Genomic DNA, 15,664 nt, shown 5'->3' with positions numbered 1-15,664 from the left:
CTGCGACAGGAGCGGAAATGGTGCGGGCGAAGGGACTCGAACCCCCACATCTTTCGATACTGGTACCTAAAACCAGCGCGTCTACCAATTCCGCCACGCCCGCAAACCGCAAAAGCGAGGCTGCGCCGACGGGGACCCGCCGCGCATATAGGCGCGTGCCTCTAGTCGGATGCGGCGAAAAGGGCAAGCGTGGCGAAGGTCCAAGGAACACCCTTTCGCGCCGAGGCGTTGATCGGGCGAAAGGATCGCGACGATGAGCGACTATGAAACTCCCAAGGTGCCGCCCGCAACGCCGCCGGTGATCGACCCCGATGTAAAGCCCAAGACCGCTGCCGAAATGGAAGCCGAAGGCGAAACCGAGGGCGACGTGCTGGCCGATCGGACCGAGCCCGACGAAATCGATATCGAGACCGAAGAGGCATTGCGCCCGGCCATGGACGGCGGACGCGAGGGCGAAGGCGAGCAGGCGCTCGATGCGGCGACCACCCTGCCGCCCGATTGAGCTTGTCGCTGGGGCCGATGGCAAGTAAAGGCGCGCGCCATGAGCGAAGATACCAAGTCCGACGACAAGCCCCAGACCCCGCCGATGCAGCTTTCGGTGAACCCGAAGAGCGATCATTTCGACGTGAGCGTGCTCGAACGCGGCGTGGGCATCCGGTTCAAGGGCCGTACCCGTACCGATATCGAGGAATACAACATTCCCGAAGGCTGGGTGCGCGTGCAGGCGGGCAAGACGGTCGACCGCAAGGGCAATCCGCTGACGCTGAAACTGAACGGCCCGGTCGAAGCCTGGTTCGAAGACCTGGGCGAAAACCCGCCGGTCGCCAAGGCCGACTGATCGCGGCTTTCCTACTCTGGCCGAGGCGTGGCAGGACCGGCAGAATGCGCCAGCCCAACCGCCCGAAACCGCACAATTCCGCCGCCGGAGCGAGTGTCTCGCCCGGCGGCATTTTTATTCCCAAGACCGTGTTCCATCTGTTCCATCCTGTAGGACGCGCCTTCAACGCTTGCCAAAGCAGTGCTTGTCCCCCACCTGCGGGGCCGGAAACCACACCATGACCTCGACCCAGAAACCCACCGTCATCATCATCGGCCGGCCCAACGTCGGCAAGTCGACGCTGTTCAACAGGCTCGTCGGCAAGAAGCTCGCGCTGGTCGACGACCAGCCGGGGGTGACACGCGACCGCCGCATGGGCGATGCAGAGATCGCGGGGCTGGAATTCACCATCGTCGATACGGCAGGCTGGGAAGACGAAGACCCCGACAGCCTGCCCGGCCGGATGCGCAAGCAGACCGAAGTCAGCCTCGAAGGCGCGGATGCCGCGCTGTTCGTGGTCGATGCGCGTGCCGGGCTGACCCCGCTCGACGAGGAAATAGGCCGCTGGCTGCGTGGGCAGGACGTGCCGGTCGTGCTGGTGTGCAACAAGGCTGAAGGCAGGGCCGCCGAGCCGGGCATCCTCGAGAGCTACAGCCTCGGCCTAGGCGAACCCATGGGCATCAGCGCCGAGCACGGCGAAGGCATTGCCGACCTGTTCAGCGGATTGTGGCCGATAATCGGCGCAAAATCGGAAGCGGCCGAAGCCGCTGCCGAACTTGAGGCCGAGCTGGACGAGGAAGACCTGTCCGGTCCGCTCAAGCTCGCCATTGTCGGTCGGCCCAATGCGGGCAAGTCGACGCTCATCAACCGACTGCTCGGTGAAGACCGCCTGCTGACCGGTCCGGAAGCCGGCATCACGCGCGATTCCATCGCGGTCGACTGGGAATGGTTCGATCCCAAGGCGAACGAACAGCGCGAGATCCGCCTGATCGACACCGCCGGCATGCGCAAACGCGCCAAGGTCACCGAGAAGCTGGAGAAGCTATCGGTCGCCGATGCGAAGCGCGCGATCGACTTCGCCGAAGTCGTGGTGCTGCTGCTCGATGCGACCAAGGGGCTCGAACACCAGGACCTCAAGATCGCTTCGCAGGTGCTGGAGGAAGGCCGCGCGCTGATGGTCGCCATCAACAAGTGGGACATCGCCGAGAACGCCTCCTCGCTTTTCAACGGCATCCGCGAAGCATTGAATGAAGGCCTCAGCCAGGTCCGCGGCGTGCCGCTGTTCGCCGTATCGGCCAAGACCGGCAAGGGCCTCGACACCATGCTGTCGGCCGCCTTCGAAATCCGCGAGGCGTGGAGCCGCCGCGTGCCGACCGCTGCGCTCAACCGCTGGTTCGACGACGCGCTTGCCGCCAACCCGCCGCCCGCGCCCGGCGGTCGCCGGATCAAGCTGCGCTACATCACGCAGGCGAGCACCCGCCCGCCGCGTTTCGTGGTCTTCGGCACGCGGCTGGACGACCTGCCCAAGAGCTACGAGCGCTATCTCGTCAACGGCATCCGCGCCAAGCTCGGCTTCGATGCCGTGCCGGTGCGCGTGGTGCTGAAAAGCCCGAAGAACCCCTATGACGCCAATCGCGGCGGCGGCGGCAAGTTCAGCGGCGGTCAGGGCCGTGATTGACCTGCTGCTGGTGATACCCGGTTTCGAGCTGCTCGAACGCACCAGCTCCTCGATCCGCGTGCAGAACGTGGTGCAATTGTCGATGGCTCCCGCCTTCCTGCTGGCGGGCATCGGCGCGGTCATGAACGTGATGACCAACCGGCTGATCTGGGTCGCAAACAAGATCGAGAAGATCCTCAAGGCGACCAAGGAAGACGAGGCCAACGAGCTGCTCGTCGAACTGCCCGCGCTGGAAAAGCGCCGCATCCATGCGCAGCGTGCGGTGATGCTGAGCACGGCGGCAGCTTTCACCATTAGCATCGTCATCATGCTGCTGTTCGTGAGCGCTTTCGTGAAAGCCCCCCTCGGCACGCTGGTGGCTTTCACCTGGGTCCTGACGATGGGCCTGCTGATGGCTGGCCTTGCCTCTTTCCTACTCGAAACGCGCGTGGCAGCACGGCGTAACCGTGAACGGATGGAAGAGCGCAAGTATGGCCCCTGATTTGGCCGACTCGTACACGGGCTGCTAAGACCAAAAGAAAACAGCCGTTTCATGGGTCGCCCACGGAGACCGACCATGAAAACCACAGCCACTCTGGGCCTTGCCCTTGCTACCCCCCTCGCCCTTTCAGGTTCGATGTCCACGCCGACATCCGCCGCGCTGAGCGATGCCCAGCTCGCGGCGCTCGATCCGACTCTGCCCGGCCGCAACGCCTGCCGCGGCTTCTTCACCGGGGCCGACGCGCTCGACAAGCGGCTCGCGCTCGCCGAAACCTATGGCGCAAGCCAGCTCGCCATGTCCGCCAGCATCGGCCTTATCGGCAATACCGGGCGCTTTGACATCCCCGCCACGGGCCTGACCGGCGAGGCACGAAGCTATTTCGACCAAGGCCTCGCTTTGACCTACGGCTTCAACCACAAGGCCGCCATCCGCAGCTTCCGCGAAGCCGCCCGCCTCGCTCCCGACTGCGCAATGTGCTGGTGGGGCGTGGCGCTTGCCAACGGGCCGAACATCAATGCCGGGATGGACGCGCAGGCCAACCGCGATGCGCTTGCCGCGCTCGACCGCGCGACCGAGCTTGCCGCCGATGCCAGCGCAACCGAGCGCGCCATCATCGCTGCGCAGCGCCAGCGCTACTCGGCAGATGGCAACCGTGCCGCACTCGACGCGCAATATGCCGATGCCATGGCCGCGCTCGCCAATGCCAATTCGGGTAACGACGATCTGCAAATCCTCGCAGCCGAAGCGGCGATGAACACCACGCCGTGGAACTACTGGACCGAGGATAAGCAACCCCAGCCACGCATCGGCGAGGCGGTCGGACGCATCGAGACGGTGCTGGCGCGCAATCCGCAGCATCCGCAGGCCTCGCACCTGCTCATCCACCTGCTCGAAAACGGACCCGACCCGAGCCGTGCCGAAGCAGCCGCCGACGAGCTCAACCGGAGCGGCCCTCGCGCACTTGGACACCTCGTCCATATGCCCGCACATATCTACTATCGGATCGGGCGCTATTCGGATTCGATGGAGGCGAACATCGCCGCCGCGCGTGCCGACGAGGCCTATCTCGCCAGCGCACCGCAGGATGCGCTCTATCGCTACGGCTACTATCCGCACAACGTCCACTTCCTGCTGACCAGCGCGCAGATGGTCGGAAATCTGGGCGCAGTGGCGAGCGAAACGGCGCGGCTCGAGGCCATCCTCGACGCCGATGTCGCCAAGGAGCTGGCCTGGGTGCAGGCGATCCATGCAGCGCCGCATTTCGCGCTGGCGCAAACGGGTTCGCCACAAGCCATCCTGGGGCTGACGCGCGAGAAATCGGAACTCGCCTATGTCGATGCTATGCGGCTCTATGCCCGCTCGGTCGGCCATGCACTGGCGGGCGACACAGCCAGCGCCGAGGCGACTATTGCCGAGATCGATGGAATGGTCGATGCGCCCGGCGTGGTCGCTATGACCGAGCAGTTTTTCCCCGCACCCGATCTCGTCAAGCTGGCTTCGGCCGCCGCGCGCGGACGACTCGCACTGGCCAATGGCGACGCAGCCTCCGCCGTTCGCTACTTCGAACTGGCGGAAAGCATTGAGGCGACCATCCCCTATTCCGAACCGCCTTTCTGGTATTACCCGATCGCGCAATCGCGTGGGGCTGCCCTCTACAAGCTTGGCCGGCACGAGGAGGCCGTGGCCGCCTTCCGCAAGGCGCTCTTTCAGGCGCCAAACAATGGCTGGGCGCTCTATGGATTGTCGAAGGCGCAGGCTGCAGCGGGCAACCGGATGGAGGCCCGGGCCGCCAAGGCGAAGCTGGAAGAAATCTGGCAGGGCGACACAGGCTGGCTGTCGATGGACAGGCTCTAGACGCTTGGCGGGGGCGATGAGCTACTCATCGCCCCCGCGTATTGCTCTCGGACGGATCAGTCGAGATCGATGGTCAGGCCGCGGAGCAGGTAGGTGCCCTTGATCTTGCGGATATTGTTATAGACCTCGCGAACGGTGCGGGTGCTGTTTTCTTGGTTGGCGTTGCCCCAGGCATCCATGAACCGGTCGTATTGCTCCTTGCTCGTATTGAGCGCGGCCATGTTCGGATATGTCACCCGGAGCACGAGGTTCACCTCGTTGGAGCCGTAAGGAACCGTATAGATGCCGTAGCTTTCCACGGTGCCGAGCGTCTTGTTGACCTCGTGTGCCTGCACCCACGTCTGTTTGAGGCCTTCGAGATAGGTGTCGAGCTGCCCCTCATCGACCTTGACGTAGGTCAGTTCGACAACGTTCTCCGCAGGTGTGTAATCTTCCCAAACGCGCAATTGCGCATTCGCCGAGGTGGAAGTGGTCATAACAGCAGCTGCCGCTGCCAGTCCGGCGTATTTCAGAATGGTCTTCATATGCAGTCCCCCAATTCGTTGGTGCTAACGACCCACGATACCGGGAAGGTGCGATCCATCTTGAAATCCCGCCCTGGTCCCCCTTGGCTGCGCCCTCGCGAACAGGGAGTCAATGGCAATTGCGTGTCGCGAAACGGGCGCGAGCGCGGTGAAAGGCAGTGTCGGACGACACGCTTTGCCGCAATATCTGGACCTTACCGCGACAAGACGACCCTACGGTAAGACCGCAGGAATGCGGTTATCTGGCGTTCAGATATCGCTGCGCACTTTGTTTCCAGGCATGAGGAGAACTTCGATGACGCGACTTCAGCTTGCTTTGGAACTGCGCCACTCGGTCCATGGGGATGTCGTGAGGATGGGCGCAATCGATGTCCACACGGCCCTCGCGATTGCTGACATCAATGTCGAAAGAGGAAGCGCCGAATTGTGGGATGGCGAACGCCGTCTTGGCCGCTTGACCAAGCACGGCGGCGATCACGCGACATTCTGGGAGATCGTACCCGACCAGCCCCGTGGCTAGCCCTCCTCGCCCTCGCCCGCCGGTTTCGACTGGAGCTGGACGTAATTCTGCAATCCCATCCGCTCGATCATGTCGAACTGCGTTTCGAGGAAATCGACATGCTCTTCCTCGCTTTCGAGGATGCGCTCGAAGATCTCGCGGCTGGTGTAGTCGCGGACCTCTTCGCAATGCGCGATCGCATCCTTCAATAGCGGGATAGCTTCCATCTCGACCGCCAGGTCGGCCCTGAGGATTTCCTCGACCGTTTCGCCCACCTTCAGCTTGTGGATCGCCTGAAAGTTGGGAAGTCCGCCAAGGAACAGCACACGTTCCGCCAGAACATCGGCATGCTTCATCTCATCGATGCTCTCGTGCCGCTCGTATTCGGCGAGCTTGGTAACACCCCAATCGTTGAGGACGCGGTAGTGCAGCCAGTACTGGTTGATCGCGGTCAGCTCGTTGGTGAGCGCCTTGTTGAGGAATTCGATGACCTTGGGATCGCCCTTCATGGCTTGCTGTCTCCGCTGCAATTCGAGTCGCCGCCTTATGCGCTCCGACACAGTAGGCGGCAAGGGCAGAGAGCGAGAAAAACCGCGGAATTCCGCCAGTTGCGAGCGATTTTCAGTAGCGAAAACTAGGCGGCGACGCTGGTCGGCTCGAACGCCATTTCACGCTCTTCGAAGATGATGTCCTCGGCGTCATCCAGGCAGGTGCCGCAGGAAGGGCGCTTGCCCAGCGCGGCATAGCAAGCCTCGGCATCGCCGGGGCACCGGCGCGCGACATTGCGCAGCTCGTTTTCCCTAATGGCGTTGCAGATGCAGACGTACATGCGCTTCTAGCTCCTTTGCGAGTGATTCGCAAAAGCAGATGTAATGCGAATTATTCTCAATAGCAAGGAATCAGCGACGGAGTTCGAACAGGCGGCCGTAGGTCAGGCACCGCCAAAGCCATTCGAGCGGGCCATAGCGGTAGCGATCTAGCCATGGCTTAGACCATCCGAGCATTACCGCCCATGTCGCAATCACGGTCATATAAAGCTCTGTCCGGCCAAACTGTCCGAACAGGTCGAGGCCCCAGTTGCCGAACACCAGCAGCATGATGAGCGAAGTCCCGAGATAGTTGGTAAAGGCGGCCCGTCCCGCTGCGGAAACCCGCGCGCCGAGCCATCCCCCGGCACGCGGCGCAAAGGCGACGAGGAGCGCGAGATAGCCCAGGGTCATCATCAATTGCGGTATCATGTTCCAGCCGACCAATGCGGCATAGGTCCCGTAATATGTGAGACCCGCAGCCTTCGTTGCGAGCCCGATCCAGAGGGTGAGCGCACCTCCGCCGAGTATTGCAAACAAACCGTACCGCAGCATCGTCCTTCGCTCAAAACCCCCGTTGAAGAACCCGGTTCGGTACAGGGCCATGCCGATGAGCATCAAAGGCAGTGTCTCGAATGGAAAATTGAGAATTTCGTAGAATGGGTCACGCCCGTGTTCCTTGAAGACATGCGCAACCAGTTCGCCATAGCTACCGTCTTGCCTGATCGCGGTCTCAAGCTGGCCGTCAGCGATGTCGGCCTCGGCCATTTCGACAAACGCGGCGCGCGTTTCGGCCTGCATCGCATTATCCGGTACGGGCCCGTCGGCCATCTGCTGCATGAATATGGTCGACAGGCCATAGAACAGCACCCCGCAGACATACCCGAGGAGCCCCAGGACGAGCTGCTGGCGCGGCGCCAGGTCGAGGCAGAACAGCACCGCGATCAGCCCGCTCACCGCATAGGCGAACAGGATGTCGCCCTGCCACAGCAGGTAATAGTGAAGCAGCCCGAAGAGGCCGAGCCACAGGAGCCGACGCACCTGCAGCAGGCGCGTGGCACCTTTCTCCCATACTTTCTCCATGAAGAGATAGAGCCCGGCACCGAACAGAATCGTGAAAAGTCCGCGCATCTTGCCGTCGATCAGCACCAGCTGGGACACCCACATCCAGTCCTCTGCCGGCGAATGGCCCGAAGTGAACGCGCCGGGATAGGGATAGGCGGTCTGCGGCTGGCCCATCGAAACGATATTGGCGACGAGGATGCCCATCACCGCGATACCGCGGACAAAATCGAGGCTCGCAATTCGGCCGCCCGCCAGTGCAACAGGCTGCGGGCCATCGGAAGTTCCCGCATTATCCTCGACGCCTGCGCTCATCGGCTCGTCCATACTTCCTTAGCTTTGTCGTGGCACACCTAGCGTCTCGAAAGCGAAGGCCCATAGCTGGCAATAAGAAACCAACAGCTTTGGACTTCGCAGTTGACGGGATCGCCAACCGCAAACGGGGCGTGGAAAACGGGCAATGAGGCCCCTTGCCCACTCACCTTAGGGTTCAAAAGTTTCGCGGTGTTAACCCTAAATTAGGGGTAGTCTGCGATCCCCCAGTTCGAGACCGCCGCGACAACAAGCGGCATGAGTATGGATACAGGCGCTAATAGGGGGACCTAGCCTTGCGTGTACTGGCTTTGGCATCGCAGAAGGGCGGATCGGGTAAAACCACGCTCTCCGGACATCTGGCCGTTCAGGCCCAGCGAGCGGGCGCTGGCCCGGTCGTCCTGATCGACATCGACCCGCAGGGGTCGCTCGCCGACTGGTGGAACGAACGTGAAGCGGAATTGCCCGCCTTCGCCCAGACCACCGTTGCACGGCTTGCGGCCGACCTTGCGATCCTGCGCCAGCAGGGCTTCAAGCTTGCGGTCATCGATACGCCGCCCGCAATCACCATGGCGATCCAGTCGGTCATCTCGGTTGCCGAGCTGATCGTGGTTCCGACCCGCCCGAGCCCGCACGATCTTCGTGCCGTCGGTGCGACGGTCGACCTGTGCGAACGCGCCGGCAAGTCGCTGATCTTCGTGGTCAACGCGGCAACACCCAAGGCCAAGATCACTTCGGAAGCCGCCGTCGCGCTCTCGCAGCACGGTACGGTCGCCCCGATCACGCTTCACCACCGCACCGATTTCGCCGCCTCGATGATCGACGGCCGCACGGTGATGGAGGTCGACCCGGAAAGCCGCTCGGCAGCCGAGGTCACAGCTCTCTGGAAATACATTTCGGACCGCCTGGAAAAGCAGTTCCGCCGCACTGTGTTCGCTGCGCCGAACCAGCAGGCCGCTACGCACCAGCAGCCCGGAATGCATCGCCCGGCCGGTGGCTTCGGTCGCCGCGTCGCACAGTAAGAGTAGCTTTTAGGACAGGCGAAAGGCCAGCCGGATGTCAGACGCCAATTTCGCATCTCTCTCCTCTACCCTGCTTGCACGCAAGGGCGGCGCGAAGCCTGCCATGCGTCCGCAGTCGGCAGTGCTCGGCCCCGTCGATGGCGTGGCTGCTGCGGCCAATCTCGAGGACCTGGGATGGAACGACATGGGCGAGGATGCTCCCGCCCAGCAGGCAGAGCAGGTGCAGGCGCCCGTACGCAGCGCCAACTCGGCCTCGCTTGCCGAATCGGGCCTGATCAAGAAGCCCGCCCTGCCCCCGATCGACGAGCGCGACGATTACGACGCGGAAGAAGAGGATGATACCTCGGCCCGCGTGGTTTCGATCAACCCGCTCCAGAGCAAGGACAGCACTGGCGGACAGAACCAAGTTCGCGAATCGCTCGACCGGATTGCCGATCGCCTCGAAGGTAAGGCCCCGTTCGCAGCCGATAACGAAGACGACGAGGAAGACTTCGAGGAATACGAAGCGCCGGTCGTCCTTCCCAAAGCCATCAAGCCTGCCCCGGCCCGCTCGAAAGCGGCGGCCAAGGGCAAGCGTGCAGCCTTCACGCTGCGTCTTGATCCGGAGCGTCACCTGATGCTGCGCCTGGCCTGCACCGTTCGCGGCAGCAGCGCCCAGCAGCTGGTTACCGATGCTCTCGACGGCCTGCTGGCCGAAATGCCGGAAATCGCCATGCTTGCTGCACAAGTGCAGAAGCGACCGAATTGAATCTTCAAGGACGTGGGATCGCCTTTTGAGGGGTAAGAAAATGAAGACCAGGAACACCACTCTGATCAGGCTGGCCGTTTCGACGGCGCTGGCGACCACGGCACTGGCGGGCTGCACCGGCAAGGTTGCACCCACCGCTGCCCACTCGGCAGGCAAGGCCGAAACCGCGCTCGCCAAGGGCAAGGCCGACAAGGCCGTGACCCATGCCGAAGCCGCCGTTCTCGCCACGCCTCGCGATGCTTATACGCGCACTCTGCTGGGCAATGCCTATCTCGAAGCGGGTCGTTTCGCGTCGGCCGCGCAGACCTTCGAAGATGCGATCCAGCTCGGCGACAATTCGCCGCGCACCGCAGTCAGCCTCGCACTTGCCTATACCGGCATGGGCGACCGCGCTGCCGCGATCTACACGCTCGAGAAGCATGAAGCCGCCATCGACGAAGCCGATTTCGGTCTCGCGATTGCGCTCGCCGGTCAGCCGCAGCGCGGCGTGCATGTCCTCTCGAATGCGATCCGCAGCGGCAACAACACCGCCAAGACCCGCCAGAACCTGGCCTATGCTTATGCGATGAGCGGCCAGTGGCGCGAAGCGCGCCTGATGGTTGCCGAAGACGTTCCGGCGGACAAGGTCGGCGAACGCATGTCCGAATGGGGTGCACTGGCACAGCCCGAACTGTACCGTCACCGTGTCGCCAACCTGCTCAAGGTCGACATCGTTGCCGACCAGGGCCAGCCTGCACAGCTCGCGCTGTCGAACAACCCGAGCACCCAAATGCTCGCGGCTGAAAATATCGACGAACTGCCGCAGGTTGAAGAACCGGTGGTCGAATTCGCCGTCGCAGACGAAGAGCCGAGCGCCCCGATCGAGCGCGTGGTTTTCGATGATCCGTTCATCAATGAGCGTGGCGATATTGCCGAAAGCGATGCACCGCGCGCGGTCATCGTGGCTGCCCTGCCCGAGGAAACCACACCTGCTGCCAAGCCGGCACCGCGTGTAGCACAGGCACCGGTGGCTGCTGCGAAGCCTGCCCCGAAGGCAGCTCCGGCTCCGCGCCTCAACCTCGCCAGCGGCGATTACAACATCCAGCTCGGCTCGTACTTCTCGATGGAAGACGCGCTCGAAGGCTGGCGCCAGTTCCAGGTCATGTATCCCGAACTCGCCGATGCAGAGCGCGTGATCAGCAAGGCCCGCGTGAACGGCAAGCTCTACTTCCGCGTCGCGGCAGCCAATTATGCCAAGGACAGTGCCAGTGCCATGTGCTCGAGCGTCAAGGGCAAGGGCGGCGGCTGCATCGCCTACGCCCAGAGCAACCCGCTTCCGGGTGCTCTTGAAAACGGTACCGTAAGGGTCGCAGCGCGCTAACAGGCGCGACAACCAATACCACCGAGCCTCGGGCCTCTTCCGGATCCGTCCGGAAGGGGCCTTTTCTTATCTGCTAGAGATCGACCGGCACCCCGCCCTTCCACAGGGCCAGGACGCGGCCTTGCGTGGGCTGCCCGTCGAAGGGTGTATTCCCGGCAGTGGCTGCCATCCTGGCGCTCTGGATGATCCAGGGCTTGTCGGGATCGATCAGAGCGAGGTCGGCCTCATATCCCTCGACCAGCGCGCCGGCCTCGACACCAAGCAGCTTGGCCGGATTGGTCGCGACCAGTTCGAACGCGCGCGGCAGGTCGATCACATCGTCGAGCACCAGCGCAAGCACCATGGCCAACAGCGTCTCCGCCCCCGCCATTCCAGGCTCGGCATCGGCGAATGGCAGGCGCTTGTCTTCAGGTCCGCGGGGATCGTGTCCGCTGGAAACCACGTCGATTGTTCCGTCGGCGATCGCTTCGCGTACGGCCTGCCGGTCATCTTCGCTGCGGAGCGGCGGCGAAAGCCGCGCGAAGGTACGGAAATCGGCGGTGGCGAGGTCCGAGAGCATGAAATGCGCAGGCGTCACGCCGGCGGTGACCTGCTGCCCCTGCGCTTTTGCGACGCGGATCATGGCGAGCCCGGCACGCGTCGTGACCTGCCGGAAATGAATGCGCGCGCCCGCCATGTCCGCCAGCGCGAGGTCGCGGGCGATAGCGATGGCTTCGGCTTCCGCCGGAGCGCTCGGCAAGCCGCGGCGGGTGGCGTATTCGCCCGCCGTCGCGACGGCATCGCCGACCAGCGCCGCGTCCTCGGCATGCGTAATGACCGGCATGTCGAGCATGGCGGCATATTGGAGAAGCCGCAGCATGACGCCGCTGTCGGAAATCCACTTGCGGCCTGTGGCGATGCCCCTGGCACCCGCTTCGCGCATGAGTGCGATCTCGGCAATCTCGCGGCCTTCCAGGCCGCGCGTCGCGGCCGCGAGCGGATGGACCCAGAAATCGGGCTTGCCGCTCTTGGAAATGTAGGAAACGCGGCTCGGCAGGTCGAGCGGGGGCGACTGGTCGGGCATCAGCGCGGCGCGGGTAATTCCGCCGAAGTGGAACGCCGGCTTGTCGACTGCAAAAACGCCCAGATCGACGAGACCGGGCGCAAGCAGCTTGCCCTTTGCATCGACGGTCTCACCCTCGCCTTGATCCCAACCGATGGAGCCGATGCGGCCGCCTTCCATCCGCAGCGAACTCTCGCGAACGCCTTCGGGGGTCACCAGTCGCGCGTTGGTTAGAGTGACGGGACTTGCCTGCTTCATGCCGCGTCTCCCCAACCCTCGACCCCGCGACCGCGACGGGTCAGCACATCGAGGCAGGCCATACGTATGGCCACTCCCATCTCGACCTGACGGGTAATGATCGAGCGGTCGATCATGTCGGCCACCTCGCTGTCGATCTCTACTCCTCGGTTCATCGGGCCGGGATGCATTACGAGCGTATCGTCACCCGCCTTGTCGAGCCGCGCCTTGGTCAGGCCGTAGAGGTGGTGGTATTCGCGCGCCGAGGGAATGAACTGGCCGCTCATCCGCTCGGTCTGCAGGCGCAGCATCATCACCACATCCGCCCCTTCGAGCGCGGCGTCGAAATCGTGGAAGACCTCTGCGCCCATGATCTCGATTCCCGTCGGCATCAGAGCGGGCGGTGCGCAAAGCCGCACGGTCGCCCCAAGCGCCTGTAGGCAGAGCAGGTTCGAGCGCGCCACCCGGCTGTGCAGGATATCTCCGCAGATTACGATGGTGCGGCCGGTGAAGTCGTCGCCATTCTCGCCGCGCTCACGCAGCGCATGGCGCAGCGCCAGCGCATCGAGCAGTGCCTGCGTGGGGTGTTCGTGCTGCCCGTCGCCCGCATTGAGCACGGGGCAATCGACCTTGTCCGCGATGAGGCCGGTCGCCCCGCTCGATCCGTGGCGGATCACGATGGCATCGGCGCGCATGGCATTGAGCGTTATGGCCGTATCGATCAGCGTCTCACCCTTCTTCACGCTCGAGGTGGCGGCGTGCATGTTGACCACGTCCGCGCCCAGCCGCTTGCCCGCGATCTCGAAGCTCAACAGCGTGCGGGTGGAGTTTTCGAAGAAGGCATTGATGATCGTGAGACCCGCCAGCGCATCGACATGCTTGGTCCGCTGGCGATTGAGGTCGACCCATTGTTCCGCCTCGTCGAGCAGGAACAGGATTTCGTGCCGCTCCAGCTGGCCGATGCCGAGCAGGTCGCGGTGCGGAAAGGCCTGCGCACCCGCTGGATAGCGGGCCGCATGGGGCGATGTGTCCGATCGTGTCATTAAAGCCACGCCCTTAGTCGAGACCTATCGCACCCTCAAGCATATTCCTGTGGCACTTCGCCCCGCGCTCGCCTAGGTCTGGAGGGAGACAGGATTAGGGGACGTATCCAAATGCATTTTGCGGGCAAGGTCTGGCGTTTGCTGGTCGGCATCAAGGACGGCCTCGTCCTTTTGTTCATGTTGCTGTTTTTCGCTCTGCTGTTCAGCATTCTTTCGGCCCGGCCCAGCCCGGCGCAGGTGCGCGACGGAGCGCTGTTGCTGGAACTCGACGGCGTGATCGTCGAGGAGCGTACACCGGTCGACCCCTTCGCGGCCCTGCTGTCGGGAACTGCGCCCATCGGCGAGTACCAGTCCCGCGATCTCGTGCGTGCGATCGACGCGGCCGCAAAGGACAAGCGGATCACCGCCGTCGTCCTCGATCTCGATCGCTTCCTTGGCGCAGGCCAGGTCCACCTCGCCGAAGTGGGTGAAGCGCTCGACCGCGTGCGCGCTGCAGACAAGCCGGTGCTGACCTATGCCACCGCCTATGCCGATGACGGCGTCTTCCTTGCCGCCCATGCGAGCGAGGTCTGGGTCGATCCGATGGGCGGCGCGTTTGTTGCTGGCCCCGGCGGCAATCGCCTCTATTTCGCCGGCCTCCTCGACAAGCTCAAGGTGAACGCCCGCGTCTACAAGGTCGGCACCTACAAGAGCGCCGTCGAACCCTTCACCGAAACCGGCATGTCGGATCCGGCACGCGAGAATGCGGCCGCACTTTACGGCGCGCTGTGGGAGGAATGGCAGGCCAATGTGAAGAAGGCCCGCCCGGCAGCCGACCTGGAATTGCTGATCAAGGACCCGGTCGGCTGGGTCGAAACGGCAAACGGCGATTTCGCCACGGCTGCCAGGAATGCAGGGCTCGTCGACAAGCTCGGCACTCGCACCCAGTTCGGCGAGCGGGTTGCCGAAATCGTCGGCGAGGACGACTGGGACGATGCGCCCGGCGCCTATCCCTCGACGCCGCTTACTGCCTGGCTGGAAGCCAATCCTTGGCCCACCGACGGCAAGAAGATCGGTGTCGTCACGATTGCCGGGAATATCGTGGACGGCGATGCCGGCCCCGGTACGGCCGGTGGTACGCGCATCGCCGACCTTCTGGACGAAGCCTTGGACGAAGAGTTCGCCGGCCTCGTGGTTCGCGTGGATTCGCCCGGCGGTTCGGCGCTCGCCTCGGAAGAAATCCGCAACGCCATCCTGCGACACAAGGCGCGCGATATTCCCGTGGCCGTGTCGATGGCCAATGTCGCGGCGAGCGGCGGTTACTGGGTCGCGACGCCAGCCGACCGTATCTTTGCCGAACCCGAAACGATCACCGGGTCGATCGGCATTTTCGCCATGATCCCGACCTTCGAGGATGCTGCCGCCAGCATAGGCGTGACGAGCGATGGCGTGCGCACGGGACCGCTTTCGGGTCAGCCCGACATGATCGGCGGTTTCACACCCGAAGTGGACCGGATCCTGCAGGCAAGCATCGAAAACGGCTATCGCGATTTCCTCAGCCGCGTCTCGAAGTCGCGCCAGATGACCATGGAGCAGGTCGACCGTGTCGGCCAAGGCCGTGTCTGGGACGGCGGAACCGCTCGTCAGTTGCGCCTGGTCGATGAATATGGCGGCATGGAAGAAGCCCTCGCCTGGGTCGCCGGTCAGGCAGAACTCGGTGAAGGCGAGTGGTCGGCCGCCTATCTCGGCGACGATGCCAGTACCGCCGACACGATCCTGCGCCAGCTGCTGATCGGTGACGAGGATGCGGGCGGCCGCGATGTCTTCGCCCGGATTGCCGGCGACCGTCAGGCGCTTACGCTTGCGATGTTCGCAGATGCCCGGCGGCTGCTCGGGTCCGAGGGCGTTCAGGCCTACTGCCTTGCTTGCCCAACGACGCAAAGCGCGAGCGTTCACCAAGGACGCAGCCTCGAAGGTTTCCTTGCTCGCATGGTCTCGTTCTTCGCCGACTGAGGCGCTTGCATTGACCCGATTCGCCGCGTAAAGGCGCGCCCCTGTCCGGCAGCAATGCCCCAAGGACGGGCGCGTAGCTCAGTGGTAGAGCACACCCTTCACACGGGTGGGGTCGCAAGTTCAATCCTTGCCGCGCCCACCATGGCACGAAGAAAAAGGGCCGCCCTCAAAGGCGGCCCTTTTCGTT

General features: G+C 63.6%; 16 protein-coding genes and 2 tRNA genes. 11 read left to right on the top strand and 7 right to left on the bottom strand.

Annotation, left to right across the window (positions count from 1 at the left end; genetic code table 11):
* Positions 1-18 precede the first annotated feature (18 nt).
* A tRNA-Leu gene (locus K3178_RS02585) sits at positions 19-103 on the bottom strand.
* Positions 104-253: 150 nt separating this feature from the next.
* On the opposite strand from K3178_RS02585, the gene K3178_RS02580 reads away from it, so the two are divergent.
* The 5 genes from K3178_RS02580 to K3178_RS02560 all read left to right on the top strand — a co-directional run bounded on the left by K3178_RS02580 (position 254) and on the right by K3178_RS02560 (position 4,830).
* Positions 254-502 carry a hypothetical protein gene (locus tag K3178_RS02580; protein WP_221569818.1) on the top strand — a complete coding sequence of 83 codons (249 nt, stop codon included), beginning with the start codon at positions 254-256 and terminating at the stop codon, positions 500-502.
* 39 nt (positions 503-541) lie between these two features.
* Entirely contained in the window at positions 542-838 is a 297-nt protein-coding gene (locus tag K3178_RS02575) for a DUF3297 family protein (protein ID WP_221569817.1), read from the top strand.
* 217 nt (positions 839-1,055) lie between these two features.
* Positions 1,056-2,495, top strand: coding sequence for a ribosome biogenesis GTPase Der (gene der / locus K3178_RS02570; protein WP_221569816.1), 1,440 nt, complete (start codon positions 1,056-1,058; stop codon positions 2,493-2,495).
* Entirely contained in the window at positions 2,488-2,976 is a 489-nt protein-coding gene (locus K3178_RS02565) for a DUF2721 domain-containing protein (protein WP_221569815.1), read from the top strand. Before der ends, K3178_RS02565 begins: the two co-directional genes overlap by 8 nt.
* Positions 2,977-3,051: 75 nt before the next feature.
* The gene (locus tag K3178_RS02560) at positions 3,052-4,830 is read left to right on the top strand and encodes a tetratricopeptide repeat protein (protein WP_221569814.1); all 1,779 of its coding nucleotides are present in this window, start codon (positions 3,052-3,054) and stop codon (positions 4,828-4,830) included.
* 56 nt (positions 4,831-4,886) lie between these two features.
* Here K3178_RS02560 and K3178_RS02555 read toward each other — a convergent pair whose 3' ends face one another.
* On the bottom strand, positions 4,887-5,354 hold the full coding sequence (locus K3178_RS02555) for a hypothetical protein (RefSeq protein ID WP_221569813.1): 468 nt from the start codon (positions 5,352-5,354) through the stop codon (positions 4,887-4,889).
* A 295-nt stretch (positions 5,355-5,649) separates the two neighbouring features.
* Here K3178_RS02555 and K3178_RS02550 point away from each other — a divergent pair, with 295 nt between their 5' ends.
* The gene (locus tag K3178_RS02550; RefSeq protein ID WP_221569812.1) at positions 5,650-5,874 is read left to right on the top strand and encodes a hypothetical protein; all 225 of its coding nucleotides are present in this window, start codon (positions 5,650-5,652) and stop codon (positions 5,872-5,874) included.
* On the opposite strand, the gene bfr is transcribed toward K3178_RS02550, so the two are convergent.
* The 3 genes from bfr to K3178_RS02535 all read right to left on the bottom strand — a co-directional run bounded on the left by bfr (position 5,871) and on the right by K3178_RS02535 (position 8,036).
* Positions 5,871-6,362 (bottom strand): bacterioferritin, encoded by a 492-nt coding sequence (bfr, locus tag K3178_RS02545; RefSeq protein WP_221569811.1) that lies wholly within the window; start codon positions 6,360-6,362, stop codon positions 5,871-5,873. The genes K3178_RS02550 and bfr overlap by 4 nt on opposite strands.
* A 125-nt stretch (positions 6,363-6,487) precedes the next feature.
* Positions 6,488-6,682: a (2Fe-2S)-binding protein gene (locus K3178_RS02540; RefSeq protein WP_221569810.1), complete on the bottom strand. Its 195-nt coding sequence runs from the start codon at positions 6,680-6,682 to the stop codon at positions 6,488-6,490.
* Positions 6,683-6,752: 70 nt separating this feature from the next.
* The gene (locus K3178_RS02535; protein WP_247713486.1) at positions 6,753-8,036 is read right to left on the bottom strand and encodes a DUF418 domain-containing protein; all 1,284 of its coding nucleotides are present in this window, start codon (positions 8,034-8,036) and stop codon (positions 6,753-6,755) included.
* A 293-nt stretch (positions 8,037-8,329) separates the two neighbouring features.
* Here K3178_RS02535 and K3178_RS02530 point away from each other — a divergent pair, with 293 nt between their 5' ends.
* From K3178_RS02530 to K3178_RS02520, 3 genes are read left to right on the top strand one after another with little or no spacing between them, the layout of a single operon-like run.
* Positions 8,330-9,055, top strand: a complete 726-nt coding sequence (locus K3178_RS02530; RefSeq protein ID WP_221569809.1) for a ParA family protein — start codon at positions 8,330-8,332, stop codon at positions 9,053-9,055.
* Positions 9,056-9,089: 34 nt separating this feature from the next.
* Positions 9,090-9,803, top strand: coding sequence for a hypothetical protein (locus tag K3178_RS02525; RefSeq protein WP_221570826.1), 714 nt, complete (start codon positions 9,090-9,092; stop codon positions 9,801-9,803).
* 40 nt (positions 9,804-9,843) lie between these two features.
* Complete coding sequence (locus K3178_RS02520) at positions 9,844-11,163, top strand: tetratricopeptide repeat protein (protein WP_221569808.1); 1,320 nt, start codon at positions 9,844-9,846, stop codon at positions 11,161-11,163.
* Between the two features lie 73 nt (positions 11,164-11,236).
* Here the strand turns inward: K3178_RS02520 and K3178_RS02515 are convergent, their stop codons facing one another.
* Positions 11,237-12,463 carry a dihydroorotase gene (locus K3178_RS02515; protein ID WP_221569807.1) on the bottom strand — a complete coding sequence of 409 codons (1,227 nt, stop codon included), beginning with the start codon at positions 12,461-12,463 and terminating at the stop codon, positions 11,237-11,239.
* The gene (locus K3178_RS02510; protein ID WP_221569806.1) at positions 12,460-13,485 is read right to left on the bottom strand and encodes an aspartate carbamoyltransferase catalytic subunit; all 1,026 of its coding nucleotides are present in this window, start codon (positions 13,483-13,485) and stop codon (positions 12,460-12,462) included. The genes K3178_RS02515 and K3178_RS02510 overlap by 4 nt, the downstream gene beginning before the upstream one ends.
* A 111-nt stretch (positions 13,486-13,596) precedes the next feature.
* On the opposite strand from K3178_RS02510, the gene sppA reads away from it, so the two are divergent.
* Both sppA and K3178_RS02500 read left to right on the top strand, forming a co-directional pair.
* The gene (gene sppA / locus K3178_RS02505; protein WP_221569805.1) at positions 13,597-15,477 is read left to right on the top strand and encodes a signal peptide peptidase SppA; all 1,881 of its coding nucleotides are present in this window, start codon (positions 13,597-13,599) and stop codon (positions 15,475-15,477) included.
* Positions 15,478-15,544: 67 nt separating this feature from the next.
* A tRNA-Val gene (locus K3178_RS02500) sits at positions 15,545-15,619 on the top strand.
* The last annotated feature ends 45 nt before the right edge of the window (positions 15,620-15,664 follow it).

The organism is Qipengyuania sphaerica (genome assembly GCF_019711595.1).
Taxonomy (GTDB): domain Bacteria; phylum Pseudomonadota; class Alphaproteobacteria; order Sphingomonadales; family Sphingomonadaceae; genus Qipengyuania; species Qipengyuania sphaerica.
The sequence above is the reverse complement of the archived record's forward strand: the minus strand, read 5'-3'. Positions and strand labels throughout refer to the sequence as shown.

What these genes read in the sequence shown, in the direction of transcription:
- K3178_RS02540 (WP_221569810.1), bottom strand. Translation starts at nt 6,682, where the DNA reads ATGTACGTCTGCATCTGCAACGCCATTAGGGAAAACGAGCTGCGCAAT.
- K3178_RS02520 (WP_221569808.1), top strand. Translation starts at nt 9,844, where the DNA reads ATGAAGACCAGGAACACCACTCTGATCAGGCTGGCCGTTTCGACGGCG.
- der (WP_221569816.1), top strand. Translation starts at nt 1,056, where the DNA reads ATGACCTCGACCCAGAAACCCACCGTCATCATCATCGGCCGGCCCAAC.
- K3178_RS02555 (WP_221569813.1), bottom strand. Translation starts at nt 5,354, where the DNA reads ATGAAGACCATTCTGAAATACGCCGGACTGGCAGCGGCAGCTGCTGTT.
- sppA (WP_221569805.1), top strand. Translation starts at nt 13,597, where the DNA reads ATGCATTTTGCGGGCAAGGTCTGGCGTTTGCTGGTCGGCATCAAGGAC.
- K3178_RS02525 (WP_221570826.1), top strand. Translation starts at nt 9,090, where the DNA reads ATGTCAGACGCCAATTTCGCATCTCTCTCCTCTACCCTGCTTGCACGC.
- K3178_RS02535 (WP_247713486.1), bottom strand. Translation starts at nt 8,036, where the DNA reads ATGAGCGCAGGCGTCGAGGATAATGCGGGAACTTCCGATGGCCCGCAG.
- K3178_RS02560 (WP_221569814.1), top strand. Translation starts at nt 3,052, where the DNA reads ATGAAAACCACAGCCACTCTGGGCCTTGCCCTTGCTACCCCCCTCGCC.
- K3178_RS02510 (WP_221569806.1), bottom strand. Translation starts at nt 13,485, where the DNA reads ATGACACGATCGGACACATCGCCCCATGCGGCCCGCTATCCAGCGGGT.
- K3178_RS02580 (WP_221569818.1), top strand. Translation starts at nt 254, where the DNA reads ATGAGCGACTATGAAACTCCCAAGGTGCCGCCCGCAACGCCGCCGGTG.
- K3178_RS02515 (WP_221569807.1), bottom strand. Translation starts at nt 12,463, where the DNA reads ATGAAGCAGGCAAGTCCCGTCACTCTAACCAACGCGCGACTGGTGACC.
- K3178_RS02550 (WP_221569812.1), top strand. Translation starts at nt 5,650, where the DNA reads ATGACGCGACTTCAGCTTGCTTTGGAACTGCGCCACTCGGTCCATGGG.
- K3178_RS02575 (WP_221569817.1), top strand. Translation starts at nt 542, where the DNA reads ATGAGCGAAGATACCAAGTCCGACGACAAGCCCCAGACCCCGCCGATG.
- bfr (WP_221569811.1), bottom strand. Translation starts at nt 6,362, where the DNA reads ATGAAGGGCGATCCCAAGGTCATCGAATTCCTCAACAAGGCGCTCACC.